We start from the raw sequence: 19,731 nt of genomic DNA, 5'->3' as shown, positions 1-19,731 counted from the left end.
CCGCTCTCAGTCCTGCTCGTAGCCGCGGGGGTTCTGCTCCTGCCACCGCCACGCGTCCGCGCACATGGCGTCGAGGTCGCGCCGGGCGCGCCAGCCGAGGTCCCTGGCCGCGCGTCGCGGGTCGGCGAAGCTGACGGCGGCGTCGCCGGCGCGCCGTCCGCGGACCTCGTAGGGCACCTGGCGCCCGCTGGCCCGCTCGAAGGCGTGCACCACCTCCAGGACGCTGTGCCCGCGGCCGGTCCCGAGGTTCCACGTGTGGCAGCCGGTGCGGTCGGCCAGCCGCTCCAGCGCGGCGAGGTGGCCGTCGGCGAGGTCGAGCACGTGGATGTAGTCGCGGACCCCGGTGCCGTCGGGCGTCGGGTAGTCGTCGCCGTGGACGACGAGACGCTCCCGGCGGCCGACCGCGACCTGGGCGACGAAGGGCAGCAGGTTGTTCGGCGTCCCTCGGGGGTCCTCGCCGATCCGGCCGGAGGGGTGGGCGCCGACCGGGTTGAAGTAGCGCAGCAGGGCCACGGACCAGGAAGGGTCGGAAGCCGCCAGGTCACGCAGGGCCTGCTCCACGACGAGCTTGGTCCAGCCGTAGGGGTTCGTCGGGCGCAGCGGCGCGTCCTCGTCGACGGGGACCCGGTCGGGGTCTCCGTACACCGTCGCGGAGGAGGAGAAGACGACGCGCCGGCAGCCGTGCCGCTGCAGGCACTGCAGCAGCGCCAGCGAGCCGGACACGTTGTTGCGGTAGTAGCGCAGCGGCTCGGCCACGGACTCGCCGACGGCCTTCAGGGCCGCGAAGTGGACGACCGCCTCCGGTGCGCTGTCCGCGACCGCGCGGTCCAGGGCGTCCTCGTCCAGCAGGTCGACCGCGTGCAGGGGGACGGCCCGGCCGGTGAGCTCCTGCACCCGCTCGAGCGCCCTGCGGCTGGAGTTGGCCAGGTTGTCCACGACGGTGACGTCGTGGCCGGCCTCGAGCAGGCGGAGCGCGGTGTGGCTGCCGATGTACCCGGCACCGCCGGTGACGAGGATCCGCACGCGCCGAGCCTAGCGACGCCTGGTCGTGGACGGTGCCGGAGCGCCCGGGGGCTGGCCGTAGCCTGGCCCGGTGAGAGCGACCGGTCAGGACTCCGGGCCCCGACCTGGTCAGCGCCGCGTGGTCGCGGTCCCCGCGGCGCTGGCGCTGCTGCTGCTGGCCGCCGGGGCCGCGGTGCCGAACCTGCCGTTCGCGCCGGGCCTGGAGGACCCCGACTCCACCCTGCGCGCGCTGCTGGACCCGGCCGGCGAGGCGAACCTGTGGACGTGGTTCAACGTGGCGCTGCTGCTGCTGGCCGCCACGGCGCACGCGGTGACGGCGTCGCTGCGTCGAGCCGCAGGACTGCGGGCCGGGCCGTGGTGGGTCCTGGCGGTCGTCCTGGCCGCCCTGTCGCTGGACGACCTGGCCTCGCTGCACGAGCGCCTCGACCCGGTCGGTCGCGAGCTCGGCGCGGGCGAGGGGTGGCTGCGGGCGGCGTGGGTGGTCCCGGGAGCGCTCGCCGCGGTGCTGGTGGTCGCGGCGGTCTGGCGGGTGGCCCGGCTGCTGCGGGGACGTTCGCGGTGGCTGCTCGTCGCGGGGCTGGGCACCTTCCTGGGGGCGGCGCTGGGTCTGGAGGTGCTGGCGTTCGCGGTCCTCGACGACGGGGGCCAGGGCCCGCTGTACGCCGCGGTGACCTACCTCGAGGAGCTGCTCGAGGCCTGGGGCGCGGTGGCGCTGCTGGCCTCCCCGGTGCTGGGCTGGCGCCTCGCGTCGCAGCCGGTGGGGGTGGGGCTGTCGCTGGACCCGCGCGTCCACCCGGCCCCCCGGCCGGGTGCCGACGTCGGTGTCAGCCGCTCCACGCGCTGACCGAGACCTGCACCGGCTCGGCGCGCAGGTCCGCCACGGCGTCGACCCCCTCCGAGCGCAGCGCCGCGGTCACGCGCTCGGCGGCCGACCCGCACAGGACCGGGGGACCGCAGAGCAGCACCCGACCCGCGCCGTCCTCGTCGACCTCGACCGTGACAGCGAGGACGTCGAGGTCGGTGGTGACGTCGCGGGCGCCGAGGCCGGACCGGGGCGCGGTGGCCAGCGCCACCAGCCGCCTGACGCGGCCGGCGGCGGGCTCGCCGTCGCGGTCCAGGGGTGGCGGGTCCGCCTCGTCCACGCCCAGCGCGTGGCGGACCGCCTCGACCGACCCGTGGGCGAACCAGTCGCCCGGGCCCACCCGCACGCACGCGCCGGCACCGGGCCCGTCGTCGTCGACGACCAGGCGCTCCAGGCCGCGGACCACCGCGACCGGGAGGCCACGGGCCTTGCCCTTGACGAGGTCCGCGAGCGCCGCGACCTCGTCGGCGACGGCGCGGACGGTGACCTCGAGCGGTCGGCCGAAGCGGTCCTGCGCGCCGCGGACGTCGTCCAGGCAGGTCAGCCCGGCGGCGCCCAGCGCGAAGTCGGTGACCCCGTGGCGCCAGGGCCGCCCGGCCGTGTCCGAGACCACGACCGCCGGAGCCGTGCCCGTGAGCGCCCGCAGGCCGGCGCGCAGGGCCCGGGCGGACGCGTCGGGGTCGGCCGGCAGCAGCAGCACGGTGCCCTCGGGGACGTCCGAGGCGTCGATGCCCGCGGCGGCCAGGACCGGCCCGCTGCGCGACTGCACGACCCTGGTGACCCGGCCGTCCGGCAGCCGGCGCTGGGCCACCACGCGGACGGTCTGCTCGGTCAGCACCTGCTCGCGCCGCTCCGCCGCGACGCAGCGCCCCTCGGCCTTGGCGACGACCTTGCTGGCCACCACGACCACGTCGCCGGCTCCCAGTCGCACTCCCTCGGCGCCGCACGCCCGCACGACCTCGGCGGCCAGGTCGGTGCCGGGCCGGACCTCGGGCAGCCCGGGGACGGCGATCGCCTCGAGCCGTGGCGCGGGCGCCTCCTGCTGGGCCGGGCCTGCCGCGGGGTCGCCCGCGTGGTCCACCACCCGGGTCACCGCTGGCCCAGGTGGTGGGCGAGGTCGAGCGCGCGGGCGGCGATCTCGGCGGCGGCCGTGACGTCGGTCATCAGCAGCGGTCCGGCGACGACGGACACCGTGCCGCCGCGGACGGGGCGGCCGGCGAGGTGGGCGTCCGAGTCGTCGACCAGCCACCCGTCGAGGAAGTCGGCGTACAGGCCCGCGACCGCCTCGGCGCTCGTCTCGACGTCCAGGGCGCGCAGGCAGGCGTCGGCCATCCCGCGCACGGGCGCACCGCCGATGACGGGGGAGACGCCGACGACCGGCGCGCGGGTCCCGCGCAGTGCGTCCCGGACCCCGGGGACGCCGAGGATCGTCCCGATCGACACGACCGGGTTGCTCGGCGGCAGCAGGACGACGTCGGCGTCGCGGATCGCCTCGAGCACCCCGGGTGCGGGGCGGGCCTCGGCGCCGCCGACGGCGACGATGCGGCGCGCGGGCACCTGGGCGTGCAAGCGGACCCACCACTCCTGGAAGTGGATGGCGCGCTGGCCCCCCTCGGCGTCCTCGTCGTCCACGACGACGTGCGTCTCGACGGCGTCGTCGCTCATCGGCAGCAGGGTCACGCCGGGTCGCCAGCGGGCGCACAGCGCGGCCGTGACCTGGCTGAGGGTGTAGCCGAGCCCGAGCATGCGGGTCCGGATCAGGTGGGTCGCGACGTCCCGGTCGCCGAGGGTGAACCAGTCGGGCTCGGCGCCGTAGGAGGCCAGCTCGCGGGCGACGCCGAAGGTCTCGTCGGCGCGCCCCCACCCCTGTTCCTCGTGGATCCCGCCGCCGAGGGTGTACATCACCGTGTCCAGGTCGGGGCAGACGCGCAGTCCGTGCAGCGTGATGTCGTCGGCGGTGTTGCCGATCACGGTGACGTCGGCCGTCGTCCCGCCCCGGCCGTCGGGCCGCCGGTCGGTGAGGTGGGTGAGCAGGCCGCGCAGGAAGCGGGCGCCGCCCACTCCGCCGGCGAGTGCGGTGATGCGCATGGGGGCGATCCTCCCGCATCGTGCGTACGGCCGTGTGGGTGACGCCGAGTGGCTCGCCGATCACGGATCGTGAGAAATCGGTCGCGATGTGCTCACGGCGTGCCACGAACACCGTCGGTAGGGGTGCGGCCCCGGCGGTGGCACCACATGTTGTGTCACAGGCGTGACCCCGGCGGTAGTCACGGGGGTCGGTTACCAGAGTTCCGCTTGACGAGCCCGCTGCGACACGCGTGTAATTCCACGAGCGTGGTTACCGGGTGTCGCTCACTCGTCACGCTGGCGTCGGGGTGGGACAGGGTCGAGACAGGGGTCGTGATGAACGAGTTCGCAGCGTTGTCGGTGGTTCCGTCGCTCGCGCCCGACCTGGTCGGGGAGGACGAGAGCGAGCTCGGGTGGCAGGAACGGGCGCTGTGCGCCCAGACGGACCCCGAGGCGTTCTTCCCGGAGAAGGGCGGCTCCACGCGCGAGGCCAAGCGCGTCTGCACGTCGTGCGAGGTCCGGGCCGAGTGCCTGGAGTACGCGCTCGCCAACGACGAGCGCTTCGGCATCTGGGGCGGCCTGTCCGAGCGTGAGCGCCGCCGCCTCAAGAAGCAGGCCGTCTGACCGCCGCGTGAGCCTGCACCCGGGGACCGACCGCGCACCCTCCGGCCAGCCGCCGGCGGGCTCGGCGACGGACCCCTCGGGTCGCACCGGCCCGCGCGCGGGCGCCGGCGCCGGCCGGGCCGCCCCCGCCGACCCGCCGGCCGCCCGCTCCGTGCACGCTGGGCGGGTGCACGTCACCGCCCTGCTCCTGGCCCGGCGCGACGGCGACCCCCTCGACCGGGTCGTCGACGCCGTGGCCGGGCAGACCCGGGGACCCGACGCCGTCCTGGTCGTGACCGAGCACGCCCCGACCGGTGCTCCGACCGGTGACCCGACCGGCGACCCGACCGACCAGCCGAGCCACCCGTCGGCCGACGAGCCGACCGGCGCGCACCCCGCCCACCGCGAGCCGTTCGGGCGGCTGCCCGGTGCCCGTCTCGTCCACCTCGGCCCCGACGACCTGCACCCCGCCTCGTCCCGCGCCGTCGCCGCGCTGGACGACGCCCCCGCTGACGCCCCGGAGGGAGCCCCCGGTGCCGCGCGCGACGCCGCGTCAGGGGGCGGCGCGCGTCCCTCGGCGCCGGGACGCGGCCACGCCACGACCGAGTGGGTGTGGCTCCTGCAGGACGGCGCCGCACCCGCGCCCGACGCCCTCGACCAGCTCGTGCGCGCGGTCGAGCGCGGGCCGTCCGTCGGCGTGCTCGGCTGCAAGCAGCGGGACGCCTCCGGGCGCCGCCTGCTGCTCGAGGCCGGGTCGACCACCAGCCGCTGGGGACGGCGGATGACCGGGGTGGAGCCGGGCGACGTCGACCAGGGCCAGCTCGACCACCGCGACGACGTCCTCGCCGTCAGCACCGCGGGCATGCTCGTCGACCACGACCTGCTGCGGCGCCTGGGTGGGACGGACCCCACGCTCGGCAGCTGCGCCGCGGCGCTGGACCTCTGCCGACGGGCGCGCCTGGCCGGCCGTCGCGTCGTCGTCGTCCCCCCGGCCGTCGTCGAGACCGACGAGCCCGCCGTCGTGACGCGCCGCGAGACCGCGCACCTGCGCCTCGTCGGCGCCCACCCGGCGCTGCTCCCGCTGCTCTACCCGGCCCTCCTGGTCGGTGCCCTGGCGCGCCTCCTCGTGCGGGTCGCCGCGAAGGAGCCCGGTCGCGGCGCCGAGGACCTGCGGGGGACGCTGGCGGCCCTGCTGCGCGTCGACCGGGTGTGGCGCGGCCGGCGTCGTGCCGCGGCCACCCGGACCCGGCCGCGGGCCGAGCTGCGGCCGCTGCAGACCCCGACCGGCGAGGTGCTGCGGTGGCACCGGGAGCGCTGGCACCTGCGGCGGGCGCGCTCGCGCCCGGCACCCGCCACGGACGGGGCCCGGGGCGACCGGTGGCGGGGCCTCCTGCCGGTGGGCGGTCTGGTCGTCGCGCTCGCCGTCGTGTCCGCGCTGGCCCTGCACCGCCTGGTCGGCCCCGGCGCGGTGTCCGGCGGGGCCCTGGCCGTGCCGCCCGCGTCCCTGGGTGACCTGTGGGCGGCGGCGACCTCCGCCTGGCGGCCCGCCGGGCTCGGAACCGCGGCCGCGGCGGACCCGCTGCACCTCGTCCTCGCCGCCGTCGCCGCGCTCACCGGTGGATCGCCGCGGCTCGCGGTCACGCTGCTCTGGCTGCTCGCCCTGCCGCTGGCGGGGGCCGGCGCCTGGGGCGCGGCCGGGACGCTGACGCGCTCCCGGGCCCTGCGCGCCTGGGCCGGCGTGGTCTGGGCCGGCGCGCCCGCGCTGGTCACCGCCCTCGACCAGGGGCGGCTCGGACCCGTCCTCGCCCACGTCGCCCTGCCGTACGCGCTGTGGGGTGCGGTGTCGGCGGTGCGGGCGCCGCTCGTGCGCTACGCGTGGGCGCCGGCCGCCGGGGCGGGCCTGGCGCTCGCAGTCGTCCTCGCCGGTGCGCCCGTCCTCGTCCCCGCAGCCGTCCTGCTCGTGGCGGTCGCGGCCGCGCGGCACCGGTCCCGGGCCGCCGCCCTGCTGTGGACGCTGCTGCCGGCGGCGGTCCTGCTGGGCCCGTGGTGGGTGGACGCCCTGACCTCGCCGCGCGCGCTGGTCGGGTCGCCGGGCACGCCCACCGCCTTCGAGCCCGCGCCGGCGTGGTGGCAGCTGCTGGGCCACCCGGCCGAGCCCGCGTCGTGGCCGGCGCTGTCGGGCACGACGGCGACCGTCGTGGTCGCGGTCGCCTCCGGGACGGTCCTGCTGCCCGCCCTGCTCGCGCTGCTGCGCAGCGGCTCCGCCGGTGCGATCGCGCGCTGGGGGTGGGGCCTGGTCCTGCTCGGTCTGACCACCGGCGTCCTGGCCTCCCGCGTGGACGTCGCCCTCGACCTGGGGACGACCGTCCGCTCCTGGCCCGGCCCGGCGCTCGGCGGGGTGCTCGCCGGGCTGCTGGTCGCCGGTGTCGCCGGAGCCGACGGCGTGACGGCCCGGCGCCGGTCCCGGGACGCCGGCTCGGCGGCCGACGGCGACGTCGCGGGTGCCGCCGCCCCCGTGCCAGCCGCCGCCGCCCCGACCGACCTGGCCGACGCGACCCGCCTGGCCGATCCGACCCACCTGGCCGATCCGACCGATCCGACCGACCCGACCGATGCGACCGACGCGAAGGCTGCGGGAACCGCCTCCGGCTCGGGTGCCGGGGGTCGGCTGCGGCGTCGCTGGCGTCCCGTCGCCCGCTGGTTCGGCCGCACGGACTGGCGCTGGCTCGGGATCGTCCTGGTCGCCGCCGTGGCGGTCGCCGGCCCGGTCGCCGGGCTGGCTGCCTGGACCTGGCAGAGCGGGGCCGGCGACGGTGCCTCACCGGTCCACCGCAGCGCCTCCGAGCTGCTGCCCGCCGTCGCCGCGGACGCCGCGGTCTCACCCGACCGGGTCCGCTCGCTCGTCCTGCACCAGCGGGACGGCGAGGTGGTGGCCGCGCTGGTCCGCGGCCGCGGCGCGGGCACGGACGAGGCCTCGACCGTCGTCGCCGCGCGCCTCGTCCCCGACCCCGGCGGCCGCGCCGGCGCCAGCGTCGACGGCTCGCAGCCCGAGGTCACCGACCGGGGCCTGCGGGCCCTGGACGACGCCGTGGTGGCGCTGGTGACGGGGGCCGGCGACCCCCGGCCCGCGCTGGCCGACCTGGGGGTCGGGTACGTGCTGCTGCGGTCCGACGACCCCGAGCGGGCGGCAGCCGACGCCGAGGAGGTCGCCGACCCCGAGCAGGCCGACCCCGAGCAGGCCGACGACGGGAGCGGCCCCGGGACCGTCCCCGCGCCGGCCGGGACGACCGCTCCCGCTGAGGAGGACGCCGACCTCGTCAGGGTCCTGGACGCCACCGTCGGGCTGACCCGCTCGGGGCAGACCGAGGCGGCCGTCGCGTGGCGCGTCGTGGCCCCCTCCGGGGGAGGACGCGACGCGGCTGACCGCCCCGCGGCGGTGCGCCTGCTCGACGGCGAGGGGACGCAGGTCGCGGTCGTCCCCTCCGACGGGGTGGCCGCCACCGCCGAGCTCCCACCGGAGCCGGGTCAGGAGGCGCGCACCGTGGTCCTCGCGGAGCGGGCCGACGCCGGGTGGGTGGCGCGGCTCGACGGCCGCCGGCTGGAGCCGGCGCTGCACGGCGGGTGGGCCCAGGCGTTCGACGTCGGGGCGGACGGCGGCAGGCTGGTCGTGGAGTACGTGGACCCCTGGCAGCCGGTCTGGCGCGTCGCCCAGGCCGTGGTCCTGCTGCTGGCGGTGCTGCTGGCCGCGCCGCTGCCGGGCGGCCGCCGTCGGGGGACGCGATGAGGGTCCCGTCCGCCGTCACGGGCGCGGCGGTCGTGCTCGCCGTCGCCGGCGTCACGGCGCTGGCCACCGCGACGCCGGCCCCCTCCCCGACGACCCTGGCGGCCCGTCAGGTTCAGGCCCCGGCGGCGACCGCGCTGGCGGCCTGCCCCGGGCCCCCGGTCCTCACCGGTGGCCGGGACGACGAGGCCGTCGGGGCGGTGGGCGCCCAGGACGACGCGACGGACGAGCAGTTCCGCGCCACCACGGCCCCCACGGCGTCCGTGACGACCCTGCTGCGGCCCGCTGCGGCGGCCGACCTGTCGGCGCTTGCGCTCGGGACGACGTCCGGGACGGCGTCGCGCGCCGGGGACGACGTCACCGAGGGCACGGGGGCCGTGCTGCTGCCCGACGCCGGGCCGCTGGGGGTGCGAGCGACCCCGGCGGGCGACGCGTCGGTCACGGTGGCCGGCCTGCAGACGGCGTTCACGGGTGACGGGGACCTGCGTGGGCTCACCGCCGGTGCGTGCGTCACCGCGGGGACCAGCGCCTGGCTGGTGGGAGGCGGGACGGAGACCGGTCGCAGCGGCCGGGTCGTGCTGGCCAACCCCGGGCGGACGGCGGCCACCGTGGACCTGGAGGTCCTGACGGGCACCGGTCCGCTGTCGCCCGCGGCGGGGCGCGGCCTGGTCGTCCCGCCCGGTGAGCGGCGCGAGGTGCTGCTGGAGGGTCTGGCGCCGGGGGAGCCCGCCGTCGCGGTCAGGGTCGCCGTCACCGGGGGGCGGGTCGGTTCGTTCCTCCAGGACGGCGCGCTGCGCGGCCTGGTCCCCGGCGGCGTGGACGTCGTCTCGGCGTCGGCGCCGCCGTCCACCCGCCAGGTGGTGCCGTCCCTGCTCGTCGGCGGCGGGGTGCGCTCGACGCTGCGCGTCGCGGTGCCTGCCGGCACCGCGTCCGACGCGGTGGTGACGTGGCGGCTGCTCGGATCCGACCGCGAGGTCTCGGGCGGCGGGCAGGTCGTGACCGTGGCGCCCGGGACGGTGGTGGACGTCCCCCTGGACCCGGCGGTCCCGGACGGGGTGTGGACGGCGGTCCTCGAGTCCACCACGCCGTTCGTGGCCGGCGGTGGCGTCCTGGCGGGGGAGGGGGCGCCGGACGGCGGCCCCGACCCGGCTCGCCCGACGGACGTGGCGTGGTCGGCGTCCGCCCCGGACCTGACGGAGCAGGACGGCGCCACCACGGTGGCGTTGCCGCCGACGGCCGACGCGGTGGCGACCTCGGCGGGGGACCCGCCGCCGGAGGAGCCCGCGCCGGGCAGCGACGCCGAGGCCGCCGCCACGCTGCAGCGCCTGTCCACGCGGATCGTGCTGACCGGCACCCGTCCGGCCGCCGACGGCGGCCCCGCGCGCGTGGCGCTGACGCCCGTGCGCGCGGACGGCACCACGGACGAGGCCGTCGTCGTCGAGGTGCCGGCGGGCACGACCGTGGCGCGCGGCCGCGCCGAGGTGCCGGGCGCCGAGGTCGGGGTGCTCGTCGAGGTGCAGGACGGCGCGGTCGCGGCCGGGCTGCTGCTGCGCCGGTCCGAGATGGTGTCGCTCGTCACCGTCGGCGAGCCGGCACCGACCCCGCCCACGGTCGCCGTCCGGCACGCGGTCGGGGGACGAGTGCCCTGACCGAGGTGCCGGACGGCGACGCCCGGCTCAGCCTCCGAAGCCCGGGTCGAGCCGTTCGGGGTCGACGCCGAGCGCGTGGGCGAGCTGCTCGACGACGACGTCCCGCACGAGGTCGGCGAGCTCCTGCTCGTCGGTGGCCCGGGTCTCCACCGGACGGCGGTACACCACGACCCGTGACGGCAGGTCCCGCTCGGCGGGGAAGACCCGGCCCAGCGGGATCTCCCCCGCCTCCCAGGGCGACGGGTCGCCGGGCGGGACGTCCTCGACGACCAGCTCGATCGCGTCGACCTGGGGCCGCCACGGGCCGGCGACCCGGTCCACGGCGTCCAGCACCAGCTCGTCGAACCGCTCGGAGCGGGTCCGGGCCCCGGGCAGTCCGGCCGGCAGGAGGGGGCCGCGCAGCCCGCGACCGTGCCGGTCGCGTCGCCGGGGCCGGCGCCGGGACGGACCCGGACCGGTCGCGGGCGTCGGGCGCGGGGGACCCACCCGGGCGCCGTCCGCCGGTGCGGGCGCCACCGCGTCACCGCGCCGGTCGGGACGGGGGCCGGGGGACGGGGAGGTGGCCACGCCCCCAGCGTAGGTCGGCCGCCGGTCGGGTGAGCGGCAGCACGACACGGGTGCGGTGGGCGGCCAATGCGGCGGCGCGGGTGCGCCAGGCGGTAGCGTCCCGCCTCGTGGGTGGATCGCGTCGCTGCAGCAGGAGCGCCTGCACCAGGCAGGCGGTGGCCACGCTGACGTACGTGTACTCGGACTCGACGGCGGTCCTGGGTCCGCTCGCCGTCTACGCCGAGCCCCACTGCTACGACCTGTGCGCCGTGCACGCCGAGCGCCTCACCGCCCCGCGCGGCTGGGAGGTCGTGCGGATCGCCCCGGACGTCACGCAGGCCGGCCCGAGCCACGACGACCTGCTCGCGCTGGCGGACGCCGTCCGCGAGGCAGCCCGGCCCGCGCCCGTCGCCGAACCCTCCGACGCGGTCGAGGTCGGCCGCCGCGGGCACCTGCGCGTCCTGCGCGACCGCGACGGCTGAGGCCGATCGCAGCCCGGGGTCGCGACGGCTGAGCCGCCCCGGCCCCGCGGCGCCCTGCCGTCGCGGGACGTCGCGCCCGCCTCCCGCGTGCACCCGCGGTGCAGGTCGCGGGCCCACCCGGCCGGTCCTGGGCGGGTGCGAGGGGCCCGCCGTCACCCGCGTGGACCGGGAGGTACCGGTACGGGACGGTGCGAACCGGGCGGGCGCTGGATGCTCCGTTCGGGTGAAAGGTGCATCCGGGGTGCGTCATGAAAGTCCGGGATTCAAGTTTCCGACGTGTAGCGCCCGATACAGCGGGTGCCGCCGCCCCGGAGGGCGAGCCGCACGCCGCAGACCACGAGTCCGGAGGACACCGTCATGGCCCCCACCGCCGCCGCAGCCCGTGCCACCACCCTGCCGCGTCAGCGCTCCCGCCGCCGCGGCAACCAGCCGCAGGCGCTGCCCCTGGGGTCCCTGACCCAGCGACCGGCCGCCGCGCAGGCCGCCTGCCACTCCTGCGGCAGCGCCCAGGTCACCCGGCTCGACATGACCCTCACCGACGGCACCCCCGTGCAGTTCACCTCCTGCCACCGCTGCGAGACCCGGCGCTGGGACCACGACGGCGTCGAGCTGGACGTCAAGACGGTGCTGGAGCGCACCCGCAAGACGGCCTGACCCCGGGGGCCGGCCCTCTGTCGGCCCTGGGTCGGCACGGACCTCCCGCGCCGCGCCGACCGCCGCCCCACCGCCGGGCCCGTCCCCGGTACGGTGCGCGCATGTCGACACCAGCCGCCTGCGCGGCGTCCGGCGCACGGGAGGGCTCCGCCGACCTGGCGGCCGTGGTCAAGGCGTACGACGTCCGGGGGGTCGTCCCCGACGAGTGGGGACCGGACCAGGCGCGGGCCCTCGGAGCCGCCGCCGCGGACGTCCTGCTGCAGGACGGCTCCGCCGCCCGGACCCTCGTCGTCGGGCACGACATGCGCCCCTCGTCGCCGGGTCTGGTCGACGCGTTCGCCGAGGGCGCGACCACCCGCGGCGCGGACGTCGTGGTGATCGGCCTGTGCTCCACGGACGGCCTGTACTACGCCAGCGGCGCGCTGGACGCGCCGGGCGCCATGTTCACCGCCAGCCACAACCCCGCCCGCTACAACGGCATCAAGCTGTGCCGCGCGGGGGCGCGGGCGGTCGGCCGGGAGACGGGTCTGGAGGACGTGCGGGCCCTCGCGGAGCGCTACCTGCGCGACGGCGTCCCGCCCTCGCCGGTCGCCGGGACCCGCAGCGAGCGCGACGTGCTCGCGGACTACGCGGCGCACCTGCGCTCCCTCGTGGACCTGGGAGCAGGCCGGCGGCTGCGCGTGGTCGTCGACGCCGGCAACGGGATGGCGGGACTGACCGCCCCGGCCGTCCTCGGCGACGCCGCCGGCCTGGCGGCGCTGCCGCTGGACGTGGTCCCGCTGTACTTCGAGCTCGACGGCACCTTCCCCAACCACGAGGCCAACCCCCTGGAGCCCGAGAACCTGCGCGACCTGCAGGCGGCCGTGCTCGCGCACGGGGCGGACGTCGGCCTGGCCTTCGACGGCGACGCAGACCGGTGCTTCGTGGTGGACGAGCGGGGTGAGCCCGTCGACCCGAGTGCCGTGACGGCGCTCGTCGCCGTGCAGGAGGTCGCCGCGGAGCGCGCGCACGGCCGGCCTGCGGTCGTCCTGCACAACCTCATCACCAGCAGGGCCGTGCCCGAGCTGGTCGCCGAGGCCGGCGGCCGGGCGGTGCGCACCCGCGTCGGCCACTCCTACATCAAGGCGGAGATGGCGCGCACCGGGGCCGTGTTCGGCGGTGAGCACTCCGCCCACTACTACTTCCGCGACTTCTGGGGCGCGGACACCGGCATGCTGGCCGCGCTGCACGTGCTGGCCGCGCTGGGGCGCGGCGACCAGCCGTTGTCCCGGCTCGTCGAGCGCTACCGCCGGTACCGCAGCAGCGGCGAGCTGAACTCCACCGTGGCCGACGCCGGTGCCGCCACGGCGCGCGTCCTGGACGCCTTCGCCGACCGCGGCCCCGAGGTCGACCACCTGGACGGCGTCACCGTCAGCGACCCGGGCGGCCGCTGGTGGTTCAACCTGCGCGCGTCCAACACCGAGCCGCTGCTGCGGCTGAACGTCGAGGCCGTGGACGACGCCACGATGGCCGCCGTCCGCGACGAGGTGCTGCACCTCGTGCGCGAGGGCCGGCCGACGACCGCGCCGACGCGACCGACGACCGAACCGACGACCCGACCGACGACCGGACCGACCGACGCCGCGGGCACCTCCGCGGTCGACACCCAGGAGGCACCGTGACCGCCACCATCGAGCCCTGGCTGCGGGAGATCCTGCGCTGCCCCGCCTGCAGGGGCGAGCTCGCCGACGCCGACGGGCCGCGCGGGCCCGAGCTGGTCTGCCGTGAGCAGGCGTGCGGGCTGGCGTACCCGGTCGAGGACGGCGTCCCCGTGCTCCTCGTCGACGAGGCGCGACCGCCGCAGCGGTGACGACGTGATCGACGAGTCGGTCCTCGACGACGCGGAGGCCCTCGCGGCCGCGGACCCGGCGGGGACGCTGCGCGCGCTGGCCGGGGCCGGAGCCCAGGTCCGCCGTGCCCTCGAGCTCGCCGACGACTCGGCGCTCTCGCGCTGGGAGCCCCAGGACCGGCCCCGAGCCGTCGTCGTCGCGGCCCGCGGCGGGTCGGCCGTCGTCGCCGACGCCGTCGCCGCCCTCGTCGGAGCCGCTGGTGCCGTCCCGGTGGTGCACCGCTCCGGCGGCGCCCTGCCCGCCTGGGTCGGGCCGCTCGACCTGCTCGTCGCGACCAGCCTGTCCGGGGGCGCCGAGGGCCCGGTCGCCCTGACCCGCGAGGCCGGCCGCCGAGGGGCCGCCGTCCTGACGGTCGGTGCCGCGTCCTCGCCGCTGGCCGAGGTCTCGGCGGCCACCCGGGGCGTCCACGTGCCGCTGCCCGAGCCCGGCCGGGAGGCGACCTCGGCCCCGACCACCCGCACGGCGACGTGGTCGCTGCTCACCCCGGTGCTGCGCGCCTGCGAGCGGCTCGGCCTGCTCGGCGGGCCCACGGACCTCGAGGCCGTGGCCGACCTGCTGGACGCCGAGGCGGAGGCCTGCAGACCCTCGTCCGAGGCGTTCGTCAACCCCGCCAAGGTGCTCGCCCGCGAGCTCGACGAGAGCGTCCCGGTGCTGCTGGGCCTCGACGACGTCGGGGCGGTGGCCGCGCGGCGGGCCGCGACCGTCCTGTCCCGCACCGCACGGGTGCCCGCCGTGCACGGTGCCCTCCCGGACGACGCCGGTGACGTCGTCGCCACCTTCGGTGGCCCGTTCGCCGCGCGCGCCGTCGACGACCTGTTCGCCGACCCCCTCGCCGACCCCCTGGGCGACGGCCGCGCGGGGCCCCGCACGCTGCTGCGCCTCGTCCTGCTGGGACCGGAGCAGGAGCAGGTCTCCTGGGCGGTGCGCCGGATCGCCGACGAGGCGGGGGTGCGCACCAGCGAGGTCCGAGCGGACGCCGCGACACCGCTCGGGCGCCTGGCCCAGCTGGTCGCCCGGGTGGACTTCGCCGCCACCTACCTCGCGCTCGCCACCGGCTGCGACCCGGCCAGCTCGCCGCACGTGGCCGACCTGCGCGACGCGCTGCGCGGAGGCTGGGACGCGGGAGTGCGGCCCCGGGTCTAGCCTGTCGGCCGCCCGGTGCGCGCTCGCGGCCGGCCAGGAGGGGCGGCGCGCCGCGCCGGGGACGAGAGGAGCAGCGGATGGCCGCGGAGGGCAGCACCAGGGCGGTGCTGACGGCGATGTTCGCGAACCTGGGCATCGCGGTCACCAAGTTCGTCGCGTACCTGCTGACGTCGTCGTCGTCCATGCTGGCCGAGTCGGTGCACTCGCTGGCCGACACGAGCAACCAGGCGCTCCTGCTGCTCGGCGGCAAGCGGGCCAAGCGCGCCGCGACCCCCGAGCACCCCTTCGGCTACGGCCGCGAGCGGTACGTGTACGCGTTCGTCGTGGCGATCGTCCTGTTCAGCCTCGGCGGCTGCTTCGCCCTGTACGAGGCGTGGCACAAGTGGTCGGACCCGCACCCCATCGAGTCGTGGCAGTGGGTCCCGGTGGCGGTGCTGCTGGTCGCCATCGTGATGGAGTCCTTCGCGCTGCGCACCGCGGTCATCGAGTCGAACCGGGTGCGCGGTGGCCGGTCGTGGAAGGACTTCGTCCGCACGTCCAAGGCCCCCGAGCTGCCGGTCATCCTGCTGGAGGACCTGGGGGCCCTGTTCGGCCTGGTGTTCGCGCTCGCCGGTGTGGGGCTGACGCTGGCCACCGGCGACGGCCGCTGGGACGCGGTGGGCACGGCCATGATCGGTCTGCTGCTGGTCGTCATCGCGGTGGTCCTCGCGGTGGAGATGAAGTCGCTCCTGGTGGGGGAGGGGGCCAGCCGCGAGCACCTCGCCGCCCTCGAGGCCGCGCTGCCGGGGGACGGCGTCGAGTCGGTGATCCACATGAAGACCCTGCACCTGGGTCCGGAGGAGCTGCTCGTGGCCGCGAAGATCGCCGTCCCGCCGTCGGCGAGCGCCGACGACGTCGCCGACGCCATCGACGCGGCCGAGCGTCGGATCCGCGCCGCGGTGCCGATCGCCCGCGTGATCTACCTGGAGCCGGACCTGCGGCACCGGGTCGCCGGCGTCCGCTGAGCCGACGCGACCGGGGTCACCCGGAGCACCGCTGCAGGCGCAGCACCGCCCCGGGCGCCGCGCCGTCGGGCCCCGGGGCGCCCGTCACGGTGACCGCCCCGCCGGCGGCCACCCACGGCTCGAGGCCGGCGGTCAGGTCCTCCAGCGCCCTGCCGTCGTCCAGGACGACGTCGGCGGCCGTGCACGCGCCGCCGCCCTGCACCCAGGTGACGTAGCGGTCCCCGGCCCAGCCGGCCACGGACTCCTCGAGCCAGAACCACTCCTGCGGGTCCTCGACGGTCAGCAGGGTGAGCAGGTACGTCCCGAGGGACCCGGTGTCCAGCACCTCGGCTCCCTGCGGGGCGGCGGGCGCGACGACCGGGACGGGGTCCGCCAGGTGCGCGCCGCCCGCCTGCCACGCCGCGGCGTCGCGGACCTGCTCCAGCGTGACCGGTGGGTCGGCGAGGGCGCGCCAGACCGCCTCCGTGCCACCGGCGGACTCCAGGTCCGTCACCGCGGTCCAGCCGAGGTCGTACGGCAGGTACCACAGGGCCTCCGTCAGGGGCTCCTGCGGGAGCGAGCCGCCCGGGACGTCCTCGTCCCAGTAGAGGTCCTGGTAGCGGGCGTCCTGCTGGTCGACCCAGTCGGTCTCCACCACGCTGGCCTGGCCCTCGCTGACGGCGCTGAGGGCGAGGTAGGTGTCGTCGTCGTCCCGGGTGGCGGCGGTGGCGGCGTCCAGGTCGACGTGCTGGTCCTGCAGCGCGTGCACGAGCTCGTGCACGACGGTCGCCTCCACGGTCGGCGTCCACTGGGTGCCGCGGACGACGAGACGGTCCGTGGCCGGGTCGTAGAAGCCGGCGACGCCGCCGGACCAGGAGCCCTCGGCGTCGGCCGTCAGCCGGTCGGCGTCCTCGGTCAGTCCGAGCGCCTCGGCCGTGGCGGCGAAGTCCCCCGCGGGCTGGTCGGTGCCCGCGGCGAGGTCCTCGGCGACCGGCGACGGCTCGGCCAGCGCCCGCTCGAAGGCCGCGTCACCGAGCACCTCGACGACGGGTTCGCTGGTGAACGACCGTCCTGTGCGCTCCTCGACGTACGTGACGAGCTCCGGCAGCCGCTCGGGCAGCCGCTCCTCGGCCGGCCCCGCCAGCTCCCAGGCGCCGGCGTCCCGACCGGTCAGCGCCAGGGTCCCGGCGACGCCGAGGGCGGCACCGAGCAGCAGGCCCACGACGCCGGTCAGCGCTGCGGTGAGCACGACCCACCGGGCCGTCGGGCGGCTCGGTGGTGGGGGCGCGGCCCAGGGCTGGCCCGCCCACTGGTGCTGGCCGGCCCACTGGTGCTGGGCGGCCCAGGGCTGGGCGGCCCACTGCTGCTGAGCCCCACCCGGCGGACGGGTCGGGTGCACGGCGGGCGGGGGTGTGGTGCTCGATGGAGGGGTGCTCGATGGCGTGGTGTCGTGCACGGAGGGCGCTCCTGCTCCCGGGGGCGGGCTGTCGGACCGGCGCGGAACCGTGCGGTCCGTCGCCGGCACCGGGTCCCCGTCGTCAGCCCGCTGCCACGTCGGGCCGGCCGGTTCGCCGGTGGTCGCGGGGAGCGGGGAGGCGGACGGGTGCCGTGCTGCGGCAGGAGGCTGCGGCAGGGAATATGGCACAGGACCGGCACGCGCCGGGCGCGAAGCTGCGCGACGCCCCCGGGACGGCGCAGCGGCGCGCCCGTGCCCCCGGCCCGCGTCGGCAGGTACCCTGGGGCGGTCCGGCGTCGGTGATGCCGCAGGCCCAGAGGGGCCGCGCCGGGTCGATCGGGACGACGTCCAGCACCGCAGCGTGCCGCCTCGCGGCCGGCCGCGGCGCGGTGGCGTGCCGTCCGTCGACCGCTGACCCCGCCCCGTAGACGAAAGGTTCTCCCGTTGGACTTCAAGGTCGCTGACCTCTCCCTGGCCGAGGCCGGGCGCCACCAGATCCGCCTCGCCGAGCACGAGATGCCCGGTCTGATGGCGCTGCGCGCCGAGTACGGCGACGCGCAGCCCCTGCAGGGCGCGCGGATCGCCGGCTCCCTGCACATGACCGTGCAGACCGCGGTCCTCATCGAGACGCTGGTCGCCCTCGGTGCGCAGGTGCGCTGGGCGTCCTGCAACATCTACTCCACCCAGGACGAGGCCGCCGCGGCCGTCGTCGTGGGCCGCGACGGCACCCCGCAGGACCCCCAGGGCGTGCCCGTGTTCGCCTGGAAGGGCGAGACCCTGCCCGAGTACTGGTGGTGCACCGAGCAGATCCTGGCCTGGCCCGCGGACGCGGACGGCGCCACCGGCCCGAACATGATCCTGGACGACGGCGGCGACGCCACGCTGCTCGTGCACAAGGGCGTCGAGTTCGAGGCCGCCGGTGCCGTCCCGGAGACGAGCGAGGACGACTCCGAGGAGTACCGCGTCGTGCTCGACACGCTGCGCCGCACCCTCGCCGAGGACCCGCAGCGGTGGACGACCATCGCGCGCGGCATCAAGGGCGTCACCGAGGAGACCACGACCGGCGTCCACCGCCTCTACGAGATGCAGCGCGCCGGCACCCTGCTGTTCCCGGCGATCAACGTCAACGACTCGGTGACGAAGAGCAAGTTCGACAACAAGTACGGCTGCCGCCACTCCCTGGTCGACGGCCTGAACCGCGCGACCGACGTCCTCATCGGCGGCAAGGTCGCCGTGGTCGCCGGCTACGGCGACGTGGGCAAGGGCTGCGCCGAGTCGCTGCGCGGCCAGGGCGCGCGCGTCATCGTCACCGAGATCGACCCGATCTGCGCGCTGCAGGCCGCCATGGACGGCTACCAGGTCGCCCGGATCGAGGACGTCCTGGACCAGGCGGACATCTTCGTCACCGCCACGGGCTGCTTCGACGTCCTGACCGCCGAGCACATGCAAGGCATGAAGGACAAGGCGATCGTGGCCAACATCGGCCACTTCGACAACGAGATCGACATGGCCGGCCTGGCCAAGGTCCCCGGTGTCACCAAGACGGAGATCAAGCCGCAGGTCCACGAGTGGACGTTCACCGACGGCCGCTCGATCATCGTGCTGTCCGAGGGCCGGCTGATGAACCTGGGCAACGCGACCGGGCACCCGAGCTTCGTGATGAGCAACTCGTTCTCGAACCAGACGATCGCGCAGGTCGAGCTGTTCACGAAGACGGACCAGTACGACAAGCAGGTCTACGTGCTGCCCAAGCACCTGGACGAGAAGGTGGCGCGACTGCACCTCGAGGCGCTCGGCGTCCGGCTCACCGAGCTGTCCAAGGCGCAGGCCGAGTACCTGGGCGTGGACGTGGCCGGCCCGTTCAAGCCGGAGCACTACCGGTACTGAGGTGCCGTCCGAGGTGACAGCGCGTGCCACGAGGTAGCTACCTCGTCACCGGCCGGTCCGAGGCGTTCTCCTGCGCGCCCGGGCCGGCCGGTTGGCGTTACGTCTCCGACGCCGCCGACCTCGCGTGCGACGCGGCCTTCGTCCCCGTGCGCTTCCGGGTCGGGCCCGGGCCCGACCCGGCCACCGCGGCGATCGGGGAGCGGGCCACCCTGGACGACGGCCGCCGTGCGCTCGTCTGGACGTGCCCCGCCGACCCCGACCGGCGGAGGGTGACGTCCCTGCGTCCGCTGGACGGCGGCTCGCCCGGGCTGCTGGTCGCGCTGCTGCGCGCGGTGGCCGGCCCCGGGGACCAGCCCCGCGCCGCCACCGTGCCCGTGCTGCGGCTGGACGGACCCGGCTTCGCCGGGCTGGCGGGCCGGAGGTCGGTGCGTCGCCTCGGGGCGACCCGGCACGACGCCCCCGACGGCGCGCTCCTGGCGGAGGAGTGGGCCGTCGACGACCCGGACGCCGGGACGAGGTTGGTGGCGCACCTCGCCGGCGACGTGCTCCTCGCCGCGGAGGGCTCCGACGCGGCGGGTGCGGTGACGGTGGAGGTCACCAGCCTGGACGGCCCGCCGTCGTGGACCGGCCCCCCGCCTCCCGCCGGCCCCGGCTGACCCCCGACGGCGGCGCGTCCCGGTGCCCGCGGCGCGTGCCGGGCCGGTCG

17 protein-coding genes are annotated in these 19,731 nt (G+C 77.4%); 12 read left to right on the top strand and 5 right to left on the bottom strand.

Translation table 11 applies throughout. The features are described from left to right. Positions 1 to 6: 6 nt before the first annotated feature. The gene (gene galE / locus ACYVQV_RS09675) at positions 7 to 1,023 is read right to left on the bottom strand and encodes a UDP-glucose 4-epimerase GalE (RefSeq protein WP_461023073.1); all 1,017 of its coding nucleotides are present in this window, start codon (positions 1,021 to 1,023) and stop codon (positions 7 to 9) included. 70 nt (positions 1,024 to 1,093) lie between these two features. Between galE and ACYVQV_RS09670 the strand changes: the two genes are divergently transcribed. Further along, entirely contained in the window at positions 1,094 to 1,867 is a 774-nt protein-coding gene (locus tag ACYVQV_RS09670) for a hypothetical protein (RefSeq protein WP_461023072.1), read from the top strand. Here ACYVQV_RS09670 and cofE read toward each other — a convergent pair. Together cofE and cofD are read right to left on the bottom strand one after the other, a co-directional pair. Next, positions 1,848 to 2,969, bottom strand: coding sequence for a coenzyme F420-0:L-glutamate ligase (cofE, locus tag ACYVQV_RS09665; protein ID WP_461023071.1), 1,122 nt, complete (start codon positions 2,967 to 2,969; stop codon positions 1,848 to 1,850). The two genes, ACYVQV_RS09670 and cofE, sit on opposite strands and share 20 nt — an antisense overlap. 5 nt (positions 2,970 to 2,974) lie before the next feature. Then, positions 2,975 to 3,973: a 2-phospho-L-lactate transferase gene (gene cofD / locus ACYVQV_RS09660; RefSeq protein ID WP_461023070.1), complete on the bottom strand. Its 999-nt coding sequence runs from the start codon at positions 3,971 to 3,973 to the stop codon at positions 2,975 to 2,977. Positions 3,974 to 4,288: 315 nt separating this feature from the next. Between cofD and ACYVQV_RS09655 the strand changes: the two genes are divergently transcribed. The 3 genes from ACYVQV_RS09655 to ACYVQV_RS09645 all read left to right on the top strand — a co-directional run bounded on the left by ACYVQV_RS09655 (position 4,289) and on the right by ACYVQV_RS09645 (position 9,985). Continuing rightward, the gene (locus ACYVQV_RS09655) at positions 4,289 to 4,576 is read left to right on the top strand and encodes a WhiB family transcriptional regulator (RefSeq protein WP_461023069.1); all 288 of its coding nucleotides are present in this window, start codon (positions 4,289 to 4,291) and stop codon (positions 4,574 to 4,576) included. A 166-nt stretch (positions 4,577 to 4,742) separates the two neighbouring features. Next, a complete protein-coding gene (locus tag ACYVQV_RS09650; protein ID WP_461023068.1) occupies positions 4,743 to 8,339 on the top strand; it encodes a glycosyltransferase in 3,597 nt (1,198 codons plus the stop codon). Further along, positions 8,336 to 9,985 carry a DUF5719 family protein gene (locus ACYVQV_RS09645; RefSeq protein ID WP_461023067.1) on the top strand — a complete coding sequence of 550 codons (1,650 nt, stop codon included), beginning with the start codon at positions 8,336 to 8,338 and terminating at the stop codon, positions 9,983 to 9,985. Before ACYVQV_RS09650 ends, ACYVQV_RS09645 begins: the two co-directional genes overlap by 4 nt. 27 nt (positions 9,986 to 10,012) lie before the next feature. On the opposite strand, the gene ACYVQV_RS09640 is transcribed toward ACYVQV_RS09645, so the two are convergent. Beyond that, positions 10,013 to 10,552, bottom strand: a complete 540-nt coding sequence (locus ACYVQV_RS09640; RefSeq protein WP_461023066.1) for a metallopeptidase family protein — start codon at positions 10,550 to 10,552, stop codon at positions 10,013 to 10,015. 80 nt (positions 10,553 to 10,632) lie between these two features. Here ACYVQV_RS09640 and ACYVQV_RS09635 point away from each other — a divergent pair, with 80 nt between their 5' ends. The 6 genes from ACYVQV_RS09635 (at position 10,633) to ACYVQV_RS09610 (ending at position 15,703) form a co-directional block, all read left to right on the top strand. Then, a complete protein-coding gene (locus ACYVQV_RS09635; protein WP_461023065.1) occupies positions 10,633 to 11,013 on the top strand; it encodes a DUF3499 domain-containing protein in 381 nt (126 codons plus the stop codon). A gap of 357 nt (positions 11,014 to 11,370) precedes the next feature. After that, positions 11,371 to 11,667, top strand: coding sequence for a hypothetical protein (locus ACYVQV_RS09630; protein ID WP_461023064.1), 297 nt, complete (start codon positions 11,371 to 11,373; stop codon positions 11,665 to 11,667). 101 nt (positions 11,668 to 11,768) lie between these two features. Beyond that, the gene (locus ACYVQV_RS09625; protein WP_461023063.1) at positions 11,769 to 13,328 is read left to right on the top strand and encodes a phosphomannomutase/phosphoglucomutase; all 1,560 of its coding nucleotides are present in this window, start codon (positions 11,769 to 11,771) and stop codon (positions 13,326 to 13,328) included. Then, positions 13,325 to 13,516: a Trm112 family protein gene (locus tag ACYVQV_RS09620; RefSeq protein ID WP_461023062.1), complete on the top strand. Its 192-nt coding sequence runs from the start codon at positions 13,325 to 13,327 to the stop codon at positions 13,514 to 13,516. Before ACYVQV_RS09625 ends, ACYVQV_RS09620 begins: the two co-directional genes overlap by 4 nt. 4 nt (positions 13,517 to 13,520) lie before the next feature. After that, on the top strand, positions 13,521 to 14,699 hold the full coding sequence (locus ACYVQV_RS09615) for an SIS domain-containing protein (protein WP_461023061.1): 1,179 nt from the start codon (positions 13,521 to 13,523) through the stop codon (positions 14,697 to 14,699). A 77-nt stretch (positions 14,700 to 14,776) separates the two neighbouring features. After that, positions 14,777 to 15,703: a cation diffusion facilitator family transporter gene (locus tag ACYVQV_RS09610; RefSeq protein WP_461023060.1), complete on the top strand. Its 927-nt coding sequence runs from the start codon at positions 14,777 to 14,779 to the stop codon at positions 15,701 to 15,703. A gap of 16 nt (positions 15,704 to 15,719) precedes the next feature. Here ACYVQV_RS09610 and ACYVQV_RS09605 read toward each other — a convergent pair whose 3' ends face one another. Further along, a complete protein-coding gene (locus tag ACYVQV_RS09605; protein ID WP_461023059.1) occupies positions 15,720 to 17,081 on the bottom strand; it encodes a hypothetical protein in 1,362 nt (453 codons plus the stop codon). A gap of 501 nt (positions 17,082 to 17,582) precedes the next feature. On the opposite strand from ACYVQV_RS09605, the gene ahcY reads away from it, so the two are divergent. Next, positions 17,583 to 19,025 carry an adenosylhomocysteinase gene (gene ahcY / locus ACYVQV_RS09600; RefSeq protein ID WP_461023058.1) on the top strand — a complete coding sequence of 481 codons (1,443 nt, stop codon included), beginning with the start codon at positions 17,583 to 17,585 and terminating at the stop codon, positions 19,023 to 19,025. A 23-nt stretch (positions 19,026 to 19,048) separates the two neighbouring features. Next, entirely contained in the window at positions 19,049 to 19,681 is a 633-nt protein-coding gene (locus ACYVQV_RS09595) for a hypothetical protein (protein WP_461023057.1), read from the top strand. Positions 19,682 to 19,731 lie beyond the last annotated feature (50 nt).

This window comes from Thalassiella azotivora (assembly GCF_054781695.1).
Note: the sequence above shows the minus strand (reverse complement) of the source record. Positions and strands in the feature narration are given on the sequence as shown.